We start from the raw sequence: 20,966 nt of genomic DNA, 5'->3' as shown, positions 1-20,966 counted from the left end.
CGCCCCCGGAGAAACCCATGTGCCCTTCCGGTGCATGACGAGGGCGGGGTCATAAAACCCCGCCCTAACCGCACCAACCCCCAGCTCAAGGCCAAACAAGGCAATACGGCTGATGCCCCGCCTCATGCAGCCGATGGCTGAAGTCCTGCCACTCGTGCAGCAACTGGTACACATTGAACGCATCCCGCGGCCCGCCCCGGTCCGGGACCGTGGACCAGATGAACGCCGCCGCGCCGACCGCTTCCTCGCCGATGCCGCGCAGGGGGTCGACGACGGTCATGGGGAGCTTGACGACGGCGTAGTCGGGGTGGAGGACGACCAGTTCCAGGGGCGGGACCTTGTGCAGGGGGACGCCCTCGATGCCGGTCAGCACCATCGCGGCCATGGTCTCCGGCTTGATCTTGGTGAACATGCCGTTCATGCCCAGCTCGTCGCCGCCGAGTTCCTCGGGGCGCATCGAGATGGGGACACGGGCCGCGGTCGCGCCGTCGGGCGCGCCGAAGTATTTGTACGTCACCCCCACCCGACCACCCTTCCTGCTCCCCGCCCTCAGGCGGTCTGCCCGGTCGACGAGCCGGCGGTCGGTCGGCCGGTCGAGCTGGCTCTCCAGCTGCCGGTCGGTCCGCCGGTCGTACCGCTCGGGCTCACTCGGTACACCCTGTGTCTGACGTGCGTCGCTCTGCCGTGCTTCGGTCGCTTCCTCCGCGTCGCGCCGGTGCCTTCCCCGCCGGGCACGTCGAGGACCCAGGTCATCAGTCCCCTCGCCCAGTCCGCCACCGCGATGCATATCTCCACCCGACTGCTTTTCTAGGACGCGTGGCCCCCGCCGCGCAACCCGATCATCGTGTCAGTGACCTCCCCCACGGCCGCCCGCCGAAACGTGCGGTGGAACAACAGTCCACGGGTTCTTGTCCGGCCCCTGATCATTACGTGCGTAACAGCTGTGTGTATCAGGTCTCAGTCTCGCAGATGGCAGCCCCGCGCTGCCGCGGGCCGGAGGTCGGCCGCCTCACGGCCCGCCCGCGGCCTACCCTGAGGGGGTCACCCAAGTCACCGGAGTCCGAGAAGCCGGAGAAGCCGCACACCATGAGTGCCCTGAGCGAAACACCCTATCCCTACGACGCGCCCGCCTCCCAGGCGCTCTTCGACCGCGCCTCCGCCGTCACGCCCGGCGGGGTGAACTCGCCGGTGCGCGCCTTCCGCGCGGTCGGCGGCACGCCTCGTTTCATGGTGTCCGGCAAGGGCCCCTACCTCACCGACGCCGACGGCCGCGAGTACGTCGACCTCGTCTGCTCCTGGGGGCCCATGATCCTCGGGCACTCGCGCCCCGAGGTCATCGCCGCCGTCCAGGAGGCCGTCGCCCGCGGTACGTCCTTCGGCACGCCCGGTGAGGGCGAGGTCGCGCTCGCCGAGGAGATCGTCGCCCGGGTCGGGCCCGTGCAGCAGGTCCGGCTCGTCAGCAGCGGCACCGAGGCGACCATGAGCGCCATCCGGCTCGCCCGCGGGTTCACCGGCCGGTCCAAGGTGATCAAGTTCGCCGGGTGTTACCACGGGCACGTGGACGCGCTGCTCGCCGCCGCCGGCTCCGGTGTCGCCACCTTCGCGCTGCCCGACACCCCCGGCGTCACCGGTGCGCAGGCCGGGGACACGATCGTGCTGCCGTACAACGATCTCGAAGCCGTGCAGGAGGCCTTCCACCGGCACCCCGGCGAGATCGCGTGCGTGATCACCGAGGCCTCGCCGGGCAACATGGGCGTCGTGCCGCCGGACCCCGGGTTCAACCAGGGGCTCAGGGACGCCTGCCACAAGAACGGCGCCCTCTACATCTCCGACGAGGTGATGACCGGGTTCCGGACCAGCCGCGCCGGGTGGTACGGGGTCGACGGGGTCGAGCCCGATCTGATGACGTTCGGGAAGGTGATGGGGGGCGGCTTCCCCGCCGCCGCCTTCGGCGGGCGCGCCGATGTCATGGCGCACCTGGCGCCCGCCGGGCCCGTCTACCAGGCCGGCACGCTCTCCGGCAACCCCGTCGCCACCGCCGCCGGGCTCGCCCAGCTGCGGCTGCTGGACGACGCCGCGTACGAGACGGTGAACGCCGTGTCCGCGCAGATCCAGGCCCTCGTCACCGAGGCGCTGAACAAGGAGGGCGTCGCGCACCGGCTGCAGACGGCCTCCAACATGTTCTCGGTGTTCTTCACCGACCGGCAGGTGCGCGACTACGAGGACGCCAAGCGCCAGGAGTCCTTCCGCTTCACCGCCTTCTTCCACTCGCTGCTGTCGAACGGCGTCTACCTGCCGCCGTCGTCCTTCGAGTCCTGGTTCGTGTCCACGGCCCACGACGAGCGGGCCATCCAGAAGATCGCCGACGCCCTTCCGGCGGCGGCCCGGGCGGCTGCGGAGGCCACCGCGTGAGCAACAGCATCAGCAGCAGCGTCAGCAGCAGGGACAAGGACGTCACCGTCGTCCATCTCATGCGGCACGGCGAGGTCGAGAACCCGACCGGGATTCTGTACGGGCGGCTGCCCGGCTACCACCTGTCCGAGCTGGGGCGGCAGATGGCCGACCGGGTCGCGGAGCACCTCGCCGCGCGGGACGTGACGTACGTCTGCGCCTCACCGCTGGAGCGGGCGCAGGAGACGGCCACCCCGATCGCCAAGGCGCACGGTCTGGACCTGGACACCGACGAGCGGCTCATCGAAGCCGGCAACGTCTTCCAGGGCAAGACCTTCGGCGTCGGCGACGGCGCGCTGCAGCGGCCCGGCAACTGGAAGCACCTCGTCAACCCGTTCCGGCCGTCCTGGGGCGAGCCGTACGTCGACCAGGTCGTGCGGATGATGGGCGCGCTGAACGCGGCCAAGGACCGGGCGCGCGGGCACGAGGCGGTGCTGGTCAGCCATCAGCTGCCGATCTGGATCGTGCGGTCGTACGTCGAGCGGCGGCGGCTGTGGCACGACCCGCGCAAGCGGCAGTGCACGCTGGCCTCCCTGACGTCCTTCACCTACCTGGGCGACAAGATCGTGTCGGTCGGCTACAGCGAGCCCGCCATCGATCTCGTCCCGGCCCATCTGCGGGCCGGTGCCAAGCCGCAGAAGGGCAAGGGCACCGCCCAGGGGAAGGCCTTCGGTGCCTGAATACGCCGGATTCTGACGGCCCGTTTGACGTGACTTAGCGCGCTTTTGCGGTATCCGTTACGAAAACCATACGAATCAAAGGAACCTCCCCGATCGTCGCGCCCTCTCTCAGGGTGACTAACACCACGCGCGACGAATCGGGGATTTTCATGCGCACCGTCTCCCGGACTCTCTCCCGCAGGGGACTGCTCGGCATCGGCGCGGGCGCGGCGGCCGCCGCCACCCTCGTCGGCTGCGGGAGCCACACACCATCGGACGGTGCGGGGCACGCGAACGGTTCCGGTCAGGGGAAGGACGGCCAGGACCCGGAGCCCAAGGCGCCTGCCGGCCGGCCGATCGGGGACGGCTCCACGTCCTTCACGGGCAAGCAGCCGCACCAGCCGGCCAGGCCCGAGCCGTTGGAGCCCGGCCAGACCCCGCCGCAGTTCGTGATCTTCTCCTGGGACGGCGCCGGCGAGGTCGGCAACGGGCTGTTCCCGCGCTTCCTGGACCTCGCCAAGGAGCACGGCGCGAGCATGACCTTCTTCCTCTCCGGGCTGTATCTGCTGCCCGAGTCGAAGAAGCGGATGTACGACCCGCCGAACAACCCGCGCGGCGCCTCCGCCATCGGCTACTTCAGCGACCCCCACATCAAGGCCACGCTGGCCAACGTCCGCCGCGCCTGGCTGGAGGGCCACGAGATCGGCACCCACTTCAACGGGCACTTCTGCGGCGAGGTCCACGGCTCGGTCAAGTGGTGGACGCCACAGCAGTGGCGGAGCGAGATCGAGCAGGCCAAGTCGTTCGTGAAGCAGTGGCGGACCAACACCGGCTGGCACGACCTGCCCTCACTGCCCTTCGACTACGACAAGGAGCTGGTCGGCGGCCGTACGCCCTGTCTGCTCGGGCAGAACCAACTGCTGCCCACCGCCCGCGAGCTGGGCTGGCGGTACGACGCCTCCTCGCCGGGCGGCCGTCAGGTGTGGCCGGTGAAGCGGCTCGGGATCTGGGACCTGCCGCTGCAGCTGATCCCCTTCCCGGGGCGCCGTTTCGAGGTCCTGTCCATGGACTACAACATGCTCGCCAACCAGTCCGTGAACTCCACCAAGGCGCCCGCCTACAACTACCCGGGCTGGCGCCAGCAGTCCGCGCAGTCGTACATAGCGGGCTTCCAGCGGGCATACGAGACAAACCGGGCGCCGTTCTTCATAGGCAACCACTTCGAGCACTGGAACGGCGGCATCTACATGGACTCCGTCGAGGAGGCCTTCAAGCACATCGCGCGGGAGAAGGAGAAGGGCGCGGACGTACGGCTGGTCTCCTTCCGGCAGTTCGTCGACTGGATGGACGTACAGAAGCCCGAGGTGCTCGCCAAGCTGCGCACGCTGGAGGTCGGGCAGCGGCCGACGGGCGGGTGGAAGACCTTCCTGGCGTAGGGCCGCCGGAAAGCGGGTGGTGCCGGAAATGTCCCGTGTAAATACGCCCTGAAATGCGGTTTTCCGCCCGGCAGGGGGGTGCCACAGATCGCCGGAACGGACATGCGAAACTTTTCACATGAGTACCCGTAGCCGCGCCGTCCTGCTCAGCGCCGTGGCCGCCGTCGCGGCCCTGACCCTGTCCGCGTGCGGCAAGGGTGGCACCTCCGGCGGCGGTGGCAACACCAACTTCGTCACCGGCCACAACGGCATCGACACCGTGCCGGTGGGCAAGCGCACCGGTGCCCCGGACCTGTCCGGCAAGACCATCGACGGCAAGACCCTGGACGTCGCCGACTACAAGGGCCAGGTCGTCGTCGTCAACGTCTGGGGCTCGTGGTGCGGGCCGTGCCGCGAGGAGGCCCAGTACTTCTCCAAGGTGTCGAAGCAGTACCAGGGCAAGGGTGTGCAGTTCGTCGGCATCAACACCCGGGACACCAGCACCACCCCCGCGGTCGCCTTCGAGAAGGAGCACGGGATCGGCTACCCGAGCCTGTACGACCCCGCGGGCAAGCTGATGCTCCGCTTCAAGAAGGGCACCCTCAACCCGCAGCTGATCCCTTCCACGCTCGTCATCGACAAGCAGGGGAAGGTCGCCGCGCGGGCCCTGGAGGCGCTCGACGACACCGCCCTGCTGAAGATGCTCAAGCCGGTCCTCGCGGAGAAGTGACGTGAGCGCGCTCCTGACGCTGGCCGCGACGGGCCAGAACGAGACGGTGCGCAGCGGCGCCCTGCTGATCGCTCTGCCGGTCGCGCTGCTCGGCGGGCTCGTCTCCTTCTTCTCTCCCTGCGTCCTGCCCCTGGTCCCCGGCTACCTCTCCTATGTCACCGGCGTCGCAGGCACCGACCTGGCCGAGGCCAGGCGCGGGCGGATGGCCACCGGTGCCCTCCTGTTCGTCCTCGGCTTCACCGCCGTGTTCGTCTCCGGCGGCGCGCTGTTCGGCTTCTTCGGCTCCACCCTGCAGGAGTACAAGGACACGCTGTCCAAGGTGCTCGGCGTGCTCATGATCCTGCTGGGCGTCTTCTTCATGGGGCTGATGCCCTGGCTGACCCAGCGTGAGTTCCGCTTCCACCGGCGCCCGACGGCCGGTCTGATCGGCGCGCCCCTGCTCGGCGCCCTGTTCGGGGTCGGCTGGACCCCCTGCATCGGCCCGACCCTCGCCTCCGTCATCGCCCTGTCCTCCCAGCAGGCGAGCGCCGGCCGGGGGGCCATACTGACCGTCGCCTACTGCCTCGGCCTCGGCGTCCCCTTCGTGCTCACCGCGATCGCCTTCCGCAAGGCACTCGGCGCGTTCGGCTGGGTCAAGCGCCACTATGTCTGGGTGATGCGCATCGGCGGCACGATGATGATCGCGACCGGTGTGCTGCTGCTGACCGGCGCCTGGGACAGTCTGGTGCAGCAGGTGCAGACCTGGTCCGACGGCTTCACTGTGGGGATCTGATCGATGAGCACAACCGAAACCGACAAGAGCCAGGACCAGGCGAGCCCCGATCAGGAGGACCTCGGCGCGGCCGGCTCCCAGCTGTCCACCGCCCCGGCGGAGGAACTCTCCGTCGCGCCCGGCCTCGGCGTCATCGGCTGGGCCCGCTGGTTCTGGCGGCAGCTGACCTCCATGCGGGTCGCGCTGCTGCTGCTCCTGCTGCTCTCGCTCGGCGCGATCCCCGGCTCGCTCATCCCGCAGACCGGCGCCGACCTGAACAAGGTCGACGACTTCCGCAAGGCCCACAAGACGCTCGCGCCGGTCTACGACAAGCTCGGCCTGTTCCACGTCTACAGCTCGGTGTGGTTCTCCGCGATCTACATCCTGCTGTTCGTCTCCCTCATCGGCTGCATCGTCCCGCGCACCTGGCAGTTCGTCGGCCAGCTGCGCGGCCGGCCGCCGGGCGCCCCCAAGCGGCTGAACCGGCTGCCGGCCTACACGACATGGCGTACGACCGCCGAGCCCGAGCAGGTGCGCGAGGCCGCGCTCGCCCTGCTGAAGAAGCGCCGCTTCCGCGCCCATGTCGCCGGTGACGCCGTCGCCGCCGAGAAGGGCTATCTGCGCGAGCTGGGTAACCTGGCCTTCCACATCGCCCTGATCGTGCTGCTGATCGCCTTCGCCTCCGGCCAGCTGTACAAGTCGGACGGCACCAAGCTGGTGGTCGAGGGCGACGGCTTCTCCAACGCGCTGTCGCAGTACGACGACTTCAAGTCCGGCAGCCTGTTCCAGAACGACGACCTCGTGCCGTTCAGCTTCGACCTGAAGGACTTCAGGGGCACCTACGAGGTCAGCGGTCCCAACCGGGGCACCCCGCGCACCTACCAGGCGAAGATCGACTACACCGAGGGCGCGTACGGCAAGCAGAAGTCGACCACCATCAAGGTCAATCAGCCGCTGCACATCGGCGACTCCAAGGTCTACCTCGTCAGCCACGGCTACGCGCCGGTCATCACCGTCCGCGACGGCAAGGGCAACGAGGTCTTCCACGACGCCGTGCCGCTGCTGCCGCTCGACGGAAACGTCACCTCCAACGGTGTGATCAAGGTGATGGACGGCTACAGGAACGCCCAGGGCCAGTCGGAACAGCTCGGTTTCCAGGCCTTCTTCGTGCCGACCTTCGACCCGAAGAGCGGCACGATGCTCTCCCAGTTCCCGGCACTGGTGAACCCGCTGCTCGCGGTGAACGCCTACCACGGCGACCTCGGCAGCGTGAACGCGGGCATCCCGCAGAGCGTGTACCAGCTGGACAAGACGCACATGAAGGCGTTCAAGGACAGCAAGGGCCAGCTGCTGAAGAAGCTCCTCCAGCCGGGCGACACGCTCACGCTGCCGAACGGCGCCGGGTCCATCACCTTCGAGAAGGACATCAAGGAGTGGGCCGGCTTCGAGATCGTCCAGGAGCCCGGCAGCGGCTGGGCGCTCGGCGGTGCCCTCACCGCGATCTTCGGCCTGGCCGCCTCGCTGTTCATCCAGCGGCGCCGGGTGTGGGTGCGCGCGGTGCGCGGCGCCGACGGCGTGACGGTCGTCGAGATGGCCGGGCTGGGCCGCAGCGAGTCCGCCAAGGTGCCCGAGGAACTGGGCGACCTCGCCGGAATCCTCTACGACCAGGCGCCGGGGGCACCCGACCCCGACGACCACTCTTCAGAATCCCCCGACACCCCAGTCGTACCTGCCGAAGGGGCTGAGAAGTGACTCTCGCCGCCGCAACCGATCTCGCCGCCGTGACCAACGAACACCTGGCGAGCATCAGCAACACGCTGATCTACTCGTCGATGGCCGTCTACACGCTGGCCTTCTTCGCGTACATCGCCGAATGGCTCTTCGGCAGCCGCAGCAAGGTGGCCCGTACGGCCGCCGCGCTGACGGCTCAGTCGGAGACCTCCGCGAAGGCTCCCGCCGTCACCGTCAAGCAGGCCGGCGGTACGGCCGTGCTGGAGCGTCCCAAGGTCGTCGTCCGCTCGGCCTCCGGTGCCCGTGATGTGCCGGACGGGCCGGGTGCGCACGGCGGGGACGCGCAGGGCGACCTCTACGGGCGGATCGCCGTCTCGCTCACCGTGCTCGCCTTCCTGGTGGAGCTGGCCGGTGTCGCCGCCCGCGCGGCCTCCGTGCAGCGGGCGCCGTGGGGCAACATGTACGAGTTCAACATCACCTTCTCCACGGTGGCCGTCGGCGTGTACCTCGCGCTGCTGGCGCTGAAGAAGAACGTGCGCTGGCTCGGGCTGTTCCTGATCACCACGGTCCTGCTCGACCTGGGCCTCGCGGTCACCGTCCTGTACACCGCGAGCGACCAGCTGGTGCCGGCCCTGCACTCGTACTGGCTGTACATCCACGTCTCCACCGCGATCTTCTGCGGCGCGGTGTTCTACGTCGGCGCGGTCGCCACGATCCTGTACCTGTTCAAGGACTCGTACGAGACCAAGCTGCAGACCGGCGGCAAGCCGGGTGCCTTCGCCACCTCGGTCCTGGAGCGGCTGCCTGCCTCGGCCTCGCTGGACAAGTTCGCCTACCGGGTCAACGCCGCGGTGTTCCCGCTGTGGACGTTCACGATCATCGCGGGTGCGATCTGGGCCGGTGACGCCTGGGGCCGCTACTGGAACTGGGACCCGAAGGAGACCTGGTCCTTCATCACCTGGGTCGCCTACGCCTGCTACCTGCACGCCCGCGCCACAGCCGGCTGGAAGGGCCGCAAGGCCGCCTATCTGGCGATGATCGCCTTCGGCTGCTGGCTGTTCAACTACTACGGCGTCAACATCTTCGTCAGCGGCAAGCACTCCTACGCGGGCGTGTGAGCCGAGGGTCGCCCACACTGGTGTCATGAGCGGTTCCATCGCACAGGGCACCAGCCAGACCCACGGGAACACGCACATACTCCACTTCCTGGTGCGGCTCCCGAGGCCCATGGAAGACGTCTGGCCGGCGGTGGCCACCCCCGAGGGACTCGGGGCGTGGTGCACCGCCGTCGACGTTCTGCAGCCCCGCCTCGACGGCGCGGTCACCCTGCGTGACCTGGGCTCCGGCCGGGTCACCGCCTGGGACGTGGACCGGGTCGCGGAGTACACCGTCGAGGGCGGCGGCCGGATCCGGTTCCATCTGGAGCGGGGTGGCGCCGGCGAGAGCGTGCTGCGCTTCACCCACGAGTTCCAGGGCGAGGCGGCGTCGGAGTCCGGCTGGCGCGACAGATTCGAACGCCTGATCGCCATCCTGGAGTCCGCGCAGGGCCTCGCGGCATACCGGCCCCCACAGCCCCCCGCGCCCTCGGAGCCTTCGGAGCCCCTTCCCGGTCAGTTCACCTAGGGCGGCCCAGGCGCTCAGGACGCCGCGGTCAGGGTGCCGTGGGTCACCGAGGCGATGTGGTCGCGCAGTCGCTCGACATAGAGCCGCAGGTTCTTCGCCGCCGCATCGGTGTCCGGATACCGGCTCGCCAGCCACAGCCCCTCGTGCAGCCGGTTCACCCACACGCACACCTGGTCGCCGTACGACACCCGCAGCAGCGCGTGCGCCCGCTGCTCGGCCCAGTGCTCGGCGCCGGGGACGGTCCGGGTGTCGACGTAGGAGACGATCGAGTACAGGTCCGGCGAGGTCGGCCGGAAGTCCGCGCCGAGCAGGCTCAGCACCCGGGCCAGCGGCATCCGGGCCAGCGAGCGGTTGGCCTGCAACTGCGCGCGCACCGCCCGCAGGGTGTCCGGGAAGCCCGTCGTACGGCCCACCGGGACCTCGATCGGGGCGCCGCCCACGTACCAGCCCACCGAGTCGCTCCAGCGCGACTTCACCCGGGTGTGGAACGGCACCACGGTCCGGTACACCGGCTGCCCGCCCAGCTCGTGCACGATCAGCCCGGTCGCGGCCAGCAGACCGAGCATGCTGCCGCCGTAGGGACGGCAGTACGCCTCGAAGGCCGCCGCCTCGGCCGCGTCCGCCAGCGGCTCGCACAGCATCTGCTGCCTGGGCAGCGGCCCGCCCGGCTCCAGGCCGAGGTCGACCGGGAAGCCCGGCAGCATGCCGTCGCAGCGCCGGATGAACTCGCGCCAGCGGCCGACGATCGCGTGCCGCGCATCGATGCCGTCCGCGTCGGCCCGCTCCAGCTCGCAGAAGTCGACGTAACTGGCCACCGGGGCCCGGGAGTCGGGGCCGGTGCCGGTCGGGCCCGCCGTGTACAGCTCGTGCACCTCGGCGGCGATCCGGGTCAGGGAGTAGGCGTCGACGTTGCTGTGGTCGAAGGCCAGGAACACGGTGGCGCCGTCGTCCCGTACCACCGCCGTGTAGATCAGGTTCGGCCAGCGCAGCGCGTCCGCGACGATGTCGAAACGGTCCTGGAGGTGCCGCACCAGCTCGTCCGCGTCCGGGAAGTCGCCGGCGTCCCGGCGCTGCAGTGACACGTCGGCGGCGTCGAGGGTGAACCGGCGCGGTTCGTCACCGGCCCAGCGGAAGCCGCTGCGCAGTGTCTCGTGCCGTACCGTCCAGGCGCGCAGCGCGTCCTGGAGCACGTCGAGGTCGACCGGGCCCGGCAGGTCGAAGGCGGTGCCGAGCCAGGTCGGCACGAACAGCCCGTTCTCCCGGACGCACCTCGCGGTCCTGATGTGCGACTCCTGGATGTAGGCGGGGGGCCGGGAGTCCTCCGGGAGCGCGGTCGCCGCCGCCACGGTCGCCGGGCTCAGGGTCCACTCGACGAGCCGTCCCGGCCGGACCTCGCAGCGCTGGATGTCAGTGATTCGCACGCGTCTCCCATCGCAGAAGGGGCCCCTGAGTGCGGGCCCCCTGCAACGCAATGCCGTGGGACGCGGCCGGGACATGCCCGTCGGGTTCATTTCAACGGAACGGGTGGCAGGCCGAACGCGGAAGTGAATAACCGACGGTGAGGCGCCGGGGTCAGGTTCACCCGACGGTGATCGAGTCCAGCTTCTCGCGCAGGTACACATGCGAGTCGACCGGCGGGTACGCCACCCGGCCCACCGGCGCCGGCACGGACTCCACGCGGGTGCCCGGGTTGCACTCGCCGAAGTACACGAGCGACATCAGCTCCTCGGCGGGCGCGTCGACGGGCGGGGGCAGCACCCGGTGCCGCCCGGAGCGCCACCGGTCGCCGGTCCAACGGGCCAGCAGGTCACCGACGTTGATGGTCAAGGCGGCCGGGTCGTACGGCGCGTCCTCCCAGCCGCCGGCGTCGGTGTACACCTGAAGCCCGCCCTTCCCGGCCTGCCGGTCCAGGACGGTCACGGTGCCGAAGTCGGTGTGCGGCCCGATCCGGAACTGCCCCGGCAGCGGCTCGCCGACGACGTCCGTCCCGGGATACCAGTTGATGTTGAAGCCGTACGTCGGACGGTCCATGTGCCGGGAGAAGAAGTCGGGTTCGAGCCCGAGCGCGTATCCCAGCAGCGACAGCAGCTCCTTCTCCAGGGCGGCCATGCGCGCCAGATACGCCATGCACAGCTCCCGGAGCTCCGGCACCTCGGCCGGCCACACGTTGGGCGCGTACCACTCGGCGTTGACCACCGGGTCCTCGAACGGCTCGTCCGTCGCGAAGGTCAGCGACTCCTTCAGGTCGGGCGGTGTCTCGGTCCCCTCCGCGTACCCGTTGGCCTCGGCACCGGGCCCGAGCCAGCCCCGGCCGCCGACCTTCGCCTCGTACCGCTGCTTGACCTCGACGGGCAGCAGAAAGAACTCCCGCGCCGCCCGCCGAATCCCCGTCCGCAGCCCCGGCTCCACCCCGTGCCCGGTGACCAGAAGGAATCCGGCTGTCTGCAGCGCCTGGTCGACGGTACGGGCGAGGCCGGCCCGAGCCGCCTCGTCGCCGGCCAGCCAGGGGCGCAGGTCGATGGTGGGAACACGCGCGTCAGTCACCGATGTCCTCGTTCCACAGCTCGGGGTTGTCCTTGACGAAGGCGCGCATCATCGTCACGCACTCGGGGTCCTCCAGGACCAGGATCTCCACGCCGTGCCCGGCCAGCCACTCGTGGCCGCCGTGGAAGGTGGTGGCCTCGCCGATCACCACCCGGGAGATACCGAACTGGCGGACCAGGCCGCTGCAGTACCAGCAGGGGGAGAGGGTGGTGACCATGGTCGTGCCGCGGTACGTGCGCTGCCGCCCCGCCGCCCGGAACGCGGCCGTCTCGGCATGCATCGAGGGGTCGCCGTCCTGCACCCGGCGGTTGCGGCCCCGGCCGAGGAGGGTGCCGTCCGGGGCGTACAGCGCGGCGCCGATGGGGATCCCGCCCTCTTCCAGCCCGGCACGGGCCTCTGCTACGGCGGTGGCGAGCCAGGCGCGGGCCTGTCGTTCGTCCATGGCTTCACTGTGCTGGGCGGGGGAGTGGCGGGGCAACAGCGCCCCGAAGGGGCGCTGGGAACTCACCCGGCACGGCGGAGCACCCCGCGGCGGTCACCCGCGCGCCGGCTACCCGCTGATCATCCCGATGACCGCCCGTACCGCCTCGGCCACCGGCTGGCCGACGGCCCCGACCGTGGTGGCGATCCCCGCGATGGCCATCAGCGCTCGGTGCCGTTCCTGCGCGGGCACGGTGGCGTCGGGGCTGAGGGCGGGCAGGGACTCGTCCAGGAGCTGGGCGCTGGGCGTCGGCACCTGGGCCCGCAACTCGGCGATCAGCCGGTGCAGTTCGGCGAGGGCGGCGACCAGGGCCGGGTCCTGCTGCCCGGCTCCGGCGCCCGTCTGGTTCTTGACGATGCCCTGGTTGCCCTGGCCGCCGTACATGTTCACGTTGTCGCCGTAGTAGTAGTTGTTCGAGCCGCTCATGCGCCGATCCCCACGTTTCCGCTGCCGCCGTACATGTTGACGTTGTCGCCGAAGTAGTAGTTCTTCGGCGAGACGGTGAGGCTCTCCACCGTGACCTTGAACTCGACGTCCGGATGATCGATGGCGTAGGAGATCTGGCCGACGATCTGGTCCAGGTACTGCGCGTTCTGGCTGGTGACCAGCGCGGTCGAGGCGCCCGAGGTCTCGATCGCGAGGACGTGCTGCGGGGCGGCGGTCAGGACGCCGACCATCTCGATCAGGAAGTAGATCTCGGCGAGGGCGGCAACGATCCAGACGAAAACGACATAGCCGGCGGCACCGGAGTTGCCGTCCCCTCCGCCCGCGTTGATGGAGGCCAGCAGTCCCGGCAGCATCGCGAGGAAGCCGACGATCATCGTCACGGCGGTGTACCGCAGGAACCGAAGCACCGCCTCCTTGCGCTTGGGGCGCATGACGAAGGTGTAGACGCGGGCGATGTTGTGCAGCGGGTACACCGCCGCCCCGATCCACAGGATCCGCTTGCTGACCCGGAGATCGACCCGGACCGGCGCCGGATGAGCCGGTGGCGCGGGGACGTCCGGCATGCCCGGCGCAGCGGTGGGCACGGTGGCCGGCGCAGCGGGCGGCGCGGTGGGTGCGGACGTCGGCCGCGTGGGTACGGGTGGCGGATCCTGGGCCGGGCGCTCGGGTGGCTGGCCGTTCTGCATCTGCTTCTGTCCCCCAGAGGTCAGGCGATCCCTCGCAACTCAGTGACGACCATTAACAACACCCTGCTCGGGGATGGCAAGTCGTTATGAATCGCGAAGTTCCCTGGGTCCGGAAGAAGTTGACGGTAAATCAGTCAGCCACCCGCAACAGCAGCTTCCCCGTGCTCGACCGCCCTCCCATCAGCCGGTGCGCCTCCGCCGCCCGGTCGAGCGGGAACTCGGCCGTCACCGGCAGGGTCACCGTGCCGTCGACCGCCTTCGCGAACGCCCGCTCCGACAGCCGGCGCAGCGCGTCCGGCGCGGTCCGGGCCAGGTTCAGGATGGAGAAGCCGGAGACCGAGACACCGAGCGGGTACAGCTCGGGCTGGCCCACGCTCCACGGCTCGGCGCCGCTCGCGTTGCCGTAGGAGACCAGACGCCCGAAGACCGCCAGCGAGGCCAGTCCGGCGCGCAGGGTGTCGCCGCCGACGGGGTCCAGCACCAGGTCGGCGCCGCGCCCCCCGGTCGCCGCGCGCACCGGCTCCTGGAAGGCGCCGACGAACACCTCGTCGTAGCCGTGGCTCTTGGCGTGGGCGGCCTTCGCGGCCGAGGACACCACGCCGTACACCGCCCCGGCGCCCGCCGCCCGCGCGAGCTGCCCGACCGCCGTGCCGACCCCGCCGGCCGCGCCCTGGACGAGGACCGACTCGCCGGGCTGGAGCCGGCCGACGGTGTGGACGAGGGCGTAGGCCGTGGGCAGCACCGTCGGCAGGGTCGCGGCGGTGCGCAGGTCCAGGCCGGCGGGGACCGGGAAGACGGTCGCCGCCTCGGCCACCGCCACCTCCGCGTAGGCGCCGCCCTCGGTGAGCGCGACCACCTCCTGGCCGACGGTGAGACCCGTGACGCCCGCGCCGAGCGCGCGGACCCGGCCGGAGACCTCCAGGCCGGGGACGTACGGCAGTGCGGGCACCCGGTAGCCCTCCGCGCGGGCCTTGAGGTCGGCGAAGTTCACGCCGGTGTAGGCCACGTCGATGCTCACCTGCCCGGGGCCGGGCTCCGGCACCTCGGCCGTCACCACCTGCAGCACCTCGGGACCGCCGTACTCCTGGAACTCCATCGCGCGCATGCCACACCCCTGGCTCGACTCGACTGTTCAATCAAAAGCGAACACTCGTGAGTGTATGGTTTTCATCGAACACTCGGCAAGCGGAAGAGGGGAGCGTGGCAGTGACCACCGGCAGTCACCGGGCCGCCCCGGAACACACCCACCCCGACGAGGTGCCCCTCCTCACGGCGCTCGCCGCCCTCGCCGACCCCGTACGCCTCACCCTGGTCCGGGAGCTGGCCGGCTCCGGCGACTGGACCCGCAGCTGCGGCAGCTTCGACGTGCCGGTCGGCAAGGCCGCCCTCAGCCACCACTTCGCGGTGCTGCGCGGGGCCGGGCTGGTGGAGCAGCGGGACGAGGGTCCCCGGCGGGTCAACCGGCTGCGCCGGGCCGAGTTCGACGCCCGCTTCCCGGGGCTGCTCGACCTCGTGCTGCGCACCGACAGCAATTTCTGACGGACCTTCACATTTCCTTCGGTTCAAGTTGGTTGGGCGTTCCCTTCGCCATCGTCCGGGCGGCGGACGATCCTGTCCCCGCTGACGCAGGAGACACGGGTGGCCACACACAGAGCCGAGACCGAGAGACCCCGTCAGACCGGCGAGCCCCGCCTGCGGGTCGGGGAGCCGGTGGTCGCGCCCACGCGCGGCTCCACGGCACGGCGGTGGTTCCCGCGCGCCGTCGCCGCCGTCACCGCCCTGTGCGCGATCGTCGTCCTCGCCCAGGGCCATGTCGGCCTGCCCTTCACCCACATCGTCACGATCGAGGCCAAGATGGCCTCGAAGGCCGACTACTTCGAGGATCCCGAGGTCCAGCGGCTGCTCGTCCGGCACGGCTTCCGGGTGCACATCACCCGCATGGGCTCGCGCGGTATCGCCGCCCAGAGCTACGACGGCTACGACGTCGTCTTCCCCTCCGGGCAGCCCGCCGCCGACCTGATCACCAGGAAGCGCGCGGCCGAGGGCCACCCGGCGACGACGTACCGCCCGTTCGTCAGCCCGGTCGTCCTCGGCACCTACCGCGAGTACGCCGAGACGCTGCAGGACGCCGGGATCGCCACCCCGTTACCGGGCGTGCCCACCGGGTCCAAGCCGCTCTACTACTCACTGAACATGCAGAAGTTCCTGCAGGCCACCGCCGACGGCCGCCGCTGGGACCTGCTCGGCACCGACCGGAACGGCCACCGCGTCGGCATCGACCGGTACGGCATCCACAACGGCAACAAGGTGCTCGCCCAGACCTCGGACATCTGCGAGGCCAACTCCGCCGGCACCTATCTGGGGCTCGTCTCCTACGTCTGGAACCACGACAACATCCCGCAGGACACGGCCGAGGCGACCCGGTTCGCCGAGCGGATAAGGCTCCTCCTCAACGACCAGGGCATGCCGTCCTCCGAGAAGAACGAGACCTACGTCTCCGCCGAGGGCAAGAGCATCGCGCCGATCGCGGTGATCTACGAGCACCAGTTCCTGGCCCACCAGATCGCCACCCAGGCCGGCACCGGGCACATCGACAGCGAGCGCGTGCTGCTCTACCCGTCGGCCCGGTTCATCACCGAGCCGCAGCTCATCGCGCTCACCGCGGCCGGCGACCGGCTCGGCGACCTGATCAGCAAGGACCCGGCGCTGCAGCAGCGGGCGATGGAGCTGGGCTTCCGGGTCCGGGACGCCGAGGGCGCCTCCGCCACCAGCGACTCGCTGACCCGGTTCCTCACCGACCACCACATCCAGGCGCCCGTCCTGTCGGACGACGACACCAAGGCGGTGCTGCCCCGGCTCGACCTGCTGGAGAAGATGATAGAGATCGTCGGCGACTGCGACCCCGTGCCCCGGTCGGCGGCCGGCGGGGAGGCGCCATGACCGCCCGCGGACCGATGACCGCCCTGTGCCGCCCCCGCGGCCTCCGCCCTGCCTTGCGACTCGCCCTCTGCCTGGTCCTGCTCGCCGCGCTCGGCGGTCTCGTCTCCTGCTCCGGCGGGGGCGGCGGCCCCGACACCACCCTGCACGTCCTCGCCAGCGACGAACTCACCGACATGGAACCCCTGTTGGACCAGCTCCGGCAGGACACCGGGGTCCGCCTGGACCTGGACTACCGGCCGACCAACGACGCGAGCGACACCCTGCTGACCGGCCGCCACTCCTACGACCTGGCCTGGCTCTCCTCCGACCGCTACTTCCGGCTGAAGGCCAAGAAGGCCGCCGCCGGGACCCACCCGGCCACCGTCGTGCAGAGCACCTCGATCATGCGCTCCCCGGTCGTCGTCGGCCTCACTGCGGATGTGGCCCGCACCCTGCGCGCCGAGGCGCCCGGCGGCCGCCTGTCCTGGGCGGACCTCGCCGACGCCGCCGCCACCGGCACCGTACGCTTCGGCATGGCCGACCCCCGGCACAGCAACAGCGGGCTCGCCGCGCTGGTCGGCGTCGCCACCGCCGCGGCCGGCACCGGCAGCGCGCTGCGCCCGCAGGACGTCAGCTGCGACCGGCTGCGCGGCTTCCGCTCCGGGCAGACCCTCACCGCCGAGAGCTCCCACGCCCTGCTGGACTCCTTCGCCGAGCACCCCGGCCGCACCAACGCCCTGATCACCTACGAGTCCGAACTGCTCACCCTGAACGCCTCCGGCCGCCTCAAGCAGCCCCTGGAGATCGTCCACCCCGCCGACGGCATGGTGCTGTCCGACTATCCGCTGCTGCTGCTCGACCCCGCCCGCCGGGACGCCTACGACCGCGTGGTGCAGTGGCTGACCGCCGCCGGCCACCAGCGGGAGATCATGCGGAGGACCCTGCGCCGCCCGGTCAGCACCGCCGTGACCCGCGACCCCCGGCTCACCGCGCCCCTGGACAACGCCCTGTACTTCCCGGACGACCCGGCCGTCCTCGACCGGCTGCTGGCCGACTACGGCGACCCCCGGCGCCGCGTCGCCGACCAGGTGATCTTCCTGCTGGACTTCTCCGCCTCCATGCGCGGCTCCCGGACCACCGCGCTCAAAGCCGCGTTCGCGGGGCTCAGCGGCGCGGACTCCTCCGCCACCGGCAAGTTCGTGCGCTTCTACCAGGGCGAGCGGCTGACCGTGATCCGCTTCGGCGGGCGCCCGCTGGACGAACGCACCGTCACCGTGCACGGCGGCGCCGACCTCACGGCCCTGACGGACTTCGTCTCCCACGGCGGCTACGACGGCTCGACGGCCGTCTGGTCCGCCCTCGACCACGGCTACGGCGCCGCCGAGCGGGCCCTGCGCGAGGACCCGGGGCGGGCCGTGGCCATCGTGCTGATGACCGACGGCGAGAACAACGCCGGCATCGACCGCGCGACCTTCGTCAGCCGCTACCGGTCCCGGCCCGCCGACGCCCGCGCCGTGCACACCTACCCCGTCCACTTCGGCGACGCCGACGCGGCCGAACTGCGCCAGGTCGCCTCCGTCACCGGCGGCCGCATGGTCGACGCCCGTCACTCGTCCCTGTCCACCGCGTTCAAGGAGATCCGTGGCTGTTCTTGACGGCACCTGGTGGAGCGCCTGGTGGGGCGCGATGATCTGGTGGCTGGCGGCCTTCGCCGACCTGCTCGTGCTGGCCGTGCTCGTCGTACGGCGGGCCCTCGTGCGAATCCGGAGGACGCCCGAGGACCCCCACTACCTTCCGCTGTACCTGGACAACGACGCCGTCATGGACGTGTTCAAGATGCGCAATCACCAGGCGGCGCTGCGCAAGGAGGTCGAGGAGCGGAACGTGCGCAACACCGGCTGCCTGGCGGCGATTCCGGTGCTGTCCCTGATGTTCCAGCTCACCGGGGACCGAACCACCGAGATCGTCGCCAAGTACGTCGAGGACAGCCAGCCGATACAGGTGATCGGGCTGCTGCTGTCCGTCCTGCAGCGCGGGGACGGGCTCGCCCAGGTGCGGCTGCGGCCGGAATCCGCGACGGTCACACCGAACCGCGCCCTCCTCGGCGCCGGGGTCACGAATGACGTGGTGCTCAGCGAGATCGGCGAATTCGTCATGATCACCGGCCGGTTCGAGGCCCAGGACCCGCAGGGCGAGACCCTGGTGATGCGGGCCCCCTACGGAGACGGCGAGCAGTCCGCGCGCCTGCGGGTCGTCCTGCGCCCCGCCGGGCTGCGCCCCCCGGGCCGGCAGTTGCCCGAGGGCCAGTTCCAGGCCCACTGTCTGGGCAAGGTGACGACCTGGCGCCCCGACACCCGCGAGGTCGTGCTCCAGTACCCGGTGGCCGTCTTCCAGTGAACTGGGGGTATCGGCACCGCCGATACCCCCATCGGCAGCGCCCCGCACCGGCGCGTGGACCGGCACCGGCGGCCGCTCGTAGCGTCATCGGCATGACCTCAGAGACCAGGGGCACGGCCCAGCTGACCACCGCCATGATGCTCTCCGGCACCCTCGGCGTCTTCGTCGTCGAGTCGGGTGCCTCGCCCTTCGACGTCGTCTTCTTCCGCGTCCTGTTCGGCGCCCTCGCCCTCGGCGGCTATGTCGCCGCCCGCGGCCTGCTGCGCGACCACGGCTTCACCCGCCGCACCCTCGGACTCGCCGTCCTGGGCGGGGTGTTCATCGTCTTCAACTGGGTGCTGCTGTTCTCGGCGTACGAGAACACGTCCATCTCCGTGGCCACGGTCGTGTACCACACCCAGCCCTTCTACGTGGTCCTCCTCGGCGCCCTGCTGTTCCGCGAGCGGATCACCGCCGCGAAGGTCGGCTGGATCGCCCTCGCCTTCGCCGGGCTGGTCCTCGTCTCCGGCGTCACCCCCGCCGACTTCGCGAGCGGCGGCACCTATCTGCTCGGCATCGGCCAGGCCCTCCTCGCCGCCCTGCTCTACGGCCTGTCCACCCTGGTGACCAAGCGGATCACCGGTGTCCGCCCGCACCTGATCGCCCTCGTCCAGGTCCTCGTCGGCATCCCGCTGCTGCTGCCCTTCGCGGACTTCGGCGCGATGAGCGGCACCGGCTGGAGGTGGGGCTGGCTCGTCGGGCTCGGGCTGATCCACACCGGGGTGATGTACGTCCTCATGTACGCCGCGTACGCCAAGCTGCCGACCGCGAAGATCGCCGTACTGGCCTTCGTGTACCCGGCCGTGGCGATGCTGATGGACTGGCTGGTCTACGGCCACCACATCGGGCTCGTCCAGGCGCTGGGCGTCCCGCTGATCGTGACGGCGAGCCTCAAGGTCACCCTCGCCCGTCCTGCTCGGCGACCAGTCGCCGCGCCTGCTCCACGAACAGCCGGGCGTGCGCCGGAAGCCGCTTCCCGGCCCGCCACGCCAGCTGCGTGCGAAGCGTGAACGGCGGCTCCCAGTCCAGTCGTACGAGAGAGCCCTCCGCGAGTTCGGCGGCGACCGTCACCTCGGGCAGCAGCGCGATCCCGAGGCCGGCCGCCGCCGCGCGCTTGGTGGCCTCGATCGTGCCGAACTCCATGAACTCCACGTCCCCGAAGGACTTCAGCTCGCGCTCGAACAGGTCCCGGTAGGCGCACCCCGGCTCGGTGGCCAGCAGCGGCTGGTCCGTCAGGGCGGCGGTCGGCACGGCGGAGTCGCTCAGCGCGTGCCCGGGCGCCGCGACCAGCGCCAGCGGCTCCACCGCGAGCACCGCGCTCTCCAGTCCCGGGTGCTCGGTCCGCTCCTCCATCAGGAACCCGACGTCGTACGTGCCCTGACGCAGCGCCTGGCGCGTCTCGTCGCCGATGGTGGTGCGCAGCGCCAGCCGCACCCTGGGGTGGCGGTGGTGGAAGTACTCCAGCAGCGGCGGCAGCCGGTAGGAGGTGAGCGACTCCATGGTCCCGACGGTGAGGGTGCCGGCGGGCTCCGCCGGCTCGACGACGGCCGCCCGGGCCTCCTCGGTCAGCTCGATGATCTGCCGGGCGTACGGCAGCAGCCGCTCACCGGCCTCGGTGAGCCGGATCCGGCTGCCGAGCCGGTCGAACAACTCGACGCCGAGGGCGGACTCCAGGGTGCGGATCTGGCCGGTCACGCTGGACTGCGCATACGACAGCTCGGCCGCGGCCTGGGTGAAGCTCAGCACCGTGGCGACCTTCTCGAAGGTGACGAGCAGCCGGAGTTCCATCAGGCCTGCTCGGGGTCGTCCTTGTTCAGGGACTTGAGGAACTCGGGGTTGTCGTCGGGCGCGACCCACTGCCCGGGCGCGGCACCGCCCGCCGGGACCGGCTGCCGCGCCTTGCCGGTGATCAGCCAGGCGACCGGACCGACCAGCACCTCGCCGAAGAGCAGGATGATGATCACCCACACCACCTTCGGCAGATGCCGCACCTCTTCCTCCGGGGTGTTCAGGCAGTCCACGAAGGCGTAGATCCACAGCGCCAGCACCAGCAGGAACGGCAGATACCTGAGCATGGCGTGCGATCCCCCGAC

General features: G+C 70.7%; 22 protein-coding genes. 13 read left to right on the top strand and 9 right to left on the bottom strand.

Annotated elements, in window-relative coordinates:
* Positions 1-85: 85 nt before the first annotated feature.
* Positions 86-787: a hypothetical protein gene (locus ACWCQS_RS03790; protein WP_451002916.1), complete on the bottom strand. Its 702-nt coding sequence runs from the start codon at positions 785-787 to the stop codon at positions 86-88.
* Between the two features lie 308 nt (positions 788-1,095).
* On the opposite strand from ACWCQS_RS03790, the gene hemL reads away from it, so the two are divergent.
* The 8 genes from hemL to ACWCQS_RS03750 all read left to right on the top strand — a co-directional run bounded on the left by hemL (position 1,096) and on the right by ACWCQS_RS03750 (position 9,360).
* On the top strand, positions 1,096-2,412 hold the full coding sequence (gene hemL / locus ACWCQS_RS03785; protein ID WP_451003023.1) for a glutamate-1-semialdehyde 2,1-aminomutase: 1,317 nt from the start codon (positions 1,096-1,098) through the stop codon (positions 2,410-2,412).
* 59 nt (positions 2,413-2,471) lie between these two features.
* Positions 2,472-3,131, top strand: a complete 660-nt coding sequence (locus ACWCQS_RS03780; RefSeq protein WP_451003022.1) for a histidine phosphatase family protein — start codon at positions 2,472-2,474, stop codon at positions 3,129-3,131.
* A 149-nt stretch (positions 3,132-3,280) separates the two neighbouring features.
* Positions 3,281-4,546, top strand: coding sequence for a hypothetical protein (locus ACWCQS_RS03775; protein ID WP_451002915.1), 1,266 nt, complete (start codon positions 3,281-3,283; stop codon positions 4,544-4,546).
* Positions 4,547-4,664: 118 nt separating this feature from the next.
* Positions 4,665-5,255 (top strand): TlpA family protein disulfide reductase, encoded by a 591-nt coding sequence (locus ACWCQS_RS03770; RefSeq protein WP_451002914.1) that lies wholly within the window; start codon positions 4,665-4,667, stop codon positions 5,253-5,255.
* Between the two features lies 1 nt (position 5,256).
* Positions 5,257-6,027, top strand: coding sequence for a cytochrome c biogenesis CcdA family protein (locus tag ACWCQS_RS03765; protein WP_451002913.1), 771 nt, complete (start codon positions 5,257-5,259; stop codon positions 6,025-6,027).
* A 3-nt stretch (positions 6,028-6,030) separates the two neighbouring features.
* A complete protein-coding gene (resB, locus tag ACWCQS_RS03760; RefSeq protein WP_451002912.1) occupies positions 6,031-7,758 on the top strand; it encodes a cytochrome c biogenesis protein ResB in 1,728 nt (575 codons plus the stop codon).
* Positions 7,755-8,855 carry a c-type cytochrome biogenesis protein CcsB gene (gene ccsB / locus ACWCQS_RS03755; protein WP_451002911.1) on the top strand — a complete coding sequence of 367 codons (1,101 nt, stop codon included), beginning with the start codon at positions 7,755-7,757 and terminating at the stop codon, positions 8,853-8,855. The genes resB and ccsB overlap by 4 nt, the downstream gene beginning before the upstream one ends.
* 25 nt (positions 8,856-8,880) lie before the next feature.
* Positions 8,881-9,360, top strand: a complete 480-nt coding sequence (locus ACWCQS_RS03750) for a hypothetical protein (RefSeq protein WP_451002910.1) — start codon at positions 8,881-8,883, stop codon at positions 9,358-9,360.
* Positions 9,361-9,374: 14 nt separating this feature from the next.
* On the opposite strand, the gene ACWCQS_RS03745 is transcribed toward ACWCQS_RS03750, so the two are convergent.
* The 6 genes from ACWCQS_RS03745 to ACWCQS_RS03720 all read right to left on the bottom strand — a co-directional run bounded on the left by ACWCQS_RS03745 (position 9,375) and on the right by ACWCQS_RS03720 (position 14,623).
* The gene (locus ACWCQS_RS03745; protein ID WP_451002909.1) at positions 9,375-10,781 is read right to left on the bottom strand and encodes a condensation domain-containing protein; all 1,407 of its coding nucleotides are present in this window, start codon (positions 10,779-10,781) and stop codon (positions 9,375-9,377) included.
* Between the two features lie 157 nt (positions 10,782-10,938).
* Positions 10,939-11,904 (bottom strand): isopenicillin N synthase family dioxygenase, encoded by a 966-nt coding sequence (locus ACWCQS_RS03740; protein ID WP_451002908.1) that lies wholly within the window; start codon positions 11,902-11,904, stop codon positions 10,939-10,941.
* The gene (locus tag ACWCQS_RS03735) at positions 11,897-12,346 is read right to left on the bottom strand and encodes a nucleoside deaminase (protein WP_388619289.1); all 450 of its coding nucleotides are present in this window, start codon (positions 12,344-12,346) and stop codon (positions 11,897-11,899) included. Before ACWCQS_RS03735 ends, ACWCQS_RS03740 begins: the two co-directional genes overlap by 8 nt.
* A gap of 108 nt (positions 12,347-12,454) precedes the next feature.
* On the bottom strand, positions 12,455-12,811 hold the full coding sequence (locus ACWCQS_RS03730) for a hypothetical protein (protein WP_451002907.1): 357 nt from the start codon (positions 12,809-12,811) through the stop codon (positions 12,455-12,457).
* Entirely contained in the window at positions 12,808-13,416 is a 609-nt protein-coding gene (locus ACWCQS_RS03725; protein ID WP_451002906.1) for a DUF6232 family protein, read from the bottom strand. The genes ACWCQS_RS03730 and ACWCQS_RS03725 overlap by 4 nt, the downstream gene beginning before the upstream one ends.
* A gap of 232 nt (positions 13,417-13,648) precedes the next feature.
* Positions 13,649-14,623, bottom strand: coding sequence for a quinone oxidoreductase family protein (locus ACWCQS_RS03720; RefSeq protein ID WP_451002905.1), 975 nt, complete (start codon positions 14,621-14,623; stop codon positions 13,649-13,651).
* A gap of 101 nt (positions 14,624-14,724) precedes the next feature.
* On the opposite strand from ACWCQS_RS03720, the gene ACWCQS_RS03715 reads away from it, so the two are divergent.
* The 5 genes from ACWCQS_RS03715 to ACWCQS_RS03695 all read left to right on the top strand — a co-directional run bounded on the left by ACWCQS_RS03715 (position 14,725) and on the right by ACWCQS_RS03695 (position 19,883).
* Entirely contained in the window at positions 14,725-15,057 is a 333-nt protein-coding gene (locus ACWCQS_RS03715; RefSeq protein ID WP_451003021.1) for an ArsR/SmtB family transcription factor, read from the top strand.
* Between the two features lie 99 nt (positions 15,058-15,156).
* Positions 15,157-16,458 carry a hypothetical protein gene (locus ACWCQS_RS03710; protein WP_451002904.1) on the top strand — a complete coding sequence of 434 codons (1,302 nt, stop codon included), beginning with the start codon at positions 15,157-15,159 and terminating at the stop codon, positions 16,456-16,458.
* A complete protein-coding gene (locus ACWCQS_RS03705; RefSeq protein ID WP_451002903.1) occupies positions 16,455-18,092 on the top strand; it encodes a substrate-binding domain-containing protein in 1,638 nt (545 codons plus the stop codon). The genes ACWCQS_RS03710 and ACWCQS_RS03705 overlap by 4 nt, the downstream gene beginning before the upstream one ends.
* A complete protein-coding gene (locus ACWCQS_RS03700) occupies positions 18,079-18,834 on the top strand; it encodes a hypothetical protein (RefSeq protein WP_451002902.1) in 756 nt (251 codons plus the stop codon). The genes ACWCQS_RS03705 and ACWCQS_RS03700 overlap by 14 nt, the downstream gene beginning before the upstream one ends.
* Before the next feature lie 92 nt (positions 18,835-18,926).
* Positions 18,927-19,883, top strand: coding sequence for a DMT family transporter (locus ACWCQS_RS03695; protein ID WP_451002901.1), 957 nt, complete (start codon positions 18,927-18,929; stop codon positions 19,881-19,883).
* Here the strand turns inward: ACWCQS_RS03695 and ACWCQS_RS03690 are convergent.
* The gene (locus ACWCQS_RS03690; protein ID WP_451002900.1) at positions 19,771-20,661 is read right to left on the bottom strand and encodes a LysR family transcriptional regulator; all 891 of its coding nucleotides are present in this window, start codon (positions 20,659-20,661) and stop codon (positions 19,771-19,773) included. The two genes, ACWCQS_RS03695 and ACWCQS_RS03690, sit on opposite strands and share 113 nt — an antisense overlap.
* A complete protein-coding gene (locus tag ACWCQS_RS03685; RefSeq protein WP_451002899.1) occupies positions 20,661-20,948 on the bottom strand; it encodes a PLD nuclease N-terminal domain-containing protein in 288 nt (95 codons plus the stop codon). The genes ACWCQS_RS03690 and ACWCQS_RS03685 overlap by 1 nt, the downstream gene beginning before the upstream one ends.
* Between the last annotated feature and the right edge of the window lie 18 nt (positions 20,949-20,966).

This window comes from Streptomyces sp. NPDC002076, from assembly GCF_053593835.1.
The sequence above is the reverse complement of the archived record's forward strand: the minus strand, read 5'-3'. Positions and strand labels throughout refer to the sequence as shown.

Excerpts from the sequence above, each read along its gene's own strand:
- ACWCQS_RS03790 (WP_451002916.1), bottom strand. The coding sequence starts at position 787 with ATGCATCGCGGTGGCGGACTGGGCGAGGGGACTGATGACCTGGGTCCT.
- ACWCQS_RS03780 (WP_451003022.1), top strand. The coding sequence starts at position 2,472 with ATGCGGCACGGCGAGGTCGAGAACCCGACCGGGATTCTGTACGGGCGG.
- ACWCQS_RS03775 (WP_451002915.1), top strand. The coding sequence starts at position 3,281 with ATGCGCACCGTCTCCCGGACTCTCTCCCGCAGGGGACTGCTCGGCATC.
- ACWCQS_RS03770 (WP_451002914.1), top strand. The coding sequence starts at position 4,665 with ATGAGTACCCGTAGCCGCGCCGTCCTGCTCAGCGCCGTGGCCGCCGTC.
- resB (WP_451002912.1), top strand. The coding sequence starts at position 6,031 with ATGAGCACAACCGAAACCGACAAGAGCCAGGACCAGGCGAGCCCCGAT.
- ACWCQS_RS03750 (WP_451002910.1), top strand. The coding sequence starts at position 8,881 with ATGAGCGGTTCCATCGCACAGGGCACCAGCCAGACCCACGGGAACACG.
- ACWCQS_RS03735 (WP_388619289.1), bottom strand. The coding sequence starts at position 12,346 with ATGGACGAACGACAGGCCCGCGCCTGGCTCGCCACCGCCGTAGCAGAG.
- ACWCQS_RS03730 (WP_451002907.1), bottom strand. The coding sequence starts at position 12,811 with ATGAGCGGCTCGAACAACTACTACTACGGCGACAACGTGAACATGTAC.
- ACWCQS_RS03720 (WP_451002905.1), bottom strand. The coding sequence starts at position 14,623 with ATGCGCGCGATGGAGTTCCAGGAGTACGGCGGTCCCGAGGTGCTGCAG.
- ACWCQS_RS03705 (WP_451002903.1), top strand. The coding sequence starts at position 16,455 with ATGACCGCCCGCGGACCGATGACCGCCCTGTGCCGCCCCCGCGGCCTC.
- ACWCQS_RS03695 (WP_451002901.1), top strand. The coding sequence starts at position 18,927 with ATGACCTCAGAGACCAGGGGCACGGCCCAGCTGACCACCGCCATGATG.
- ACWCQS_RS03690 (WP_451002900.1), bottom strand. The coding sequence starts at position 20,661 with ATGGAACTCCGGCTGCTCGTCACCTTCGAGAAGGTCGCCACGGTGCTG.
- ACWCQS_RS03685 (WP_451002899.1), bottom strand. The coding sequence starts at position 20,948 with ATGCTCAGGTATCTGCCGTTCCTGCTGGTGCTGGCGCTGTGGATCTAC.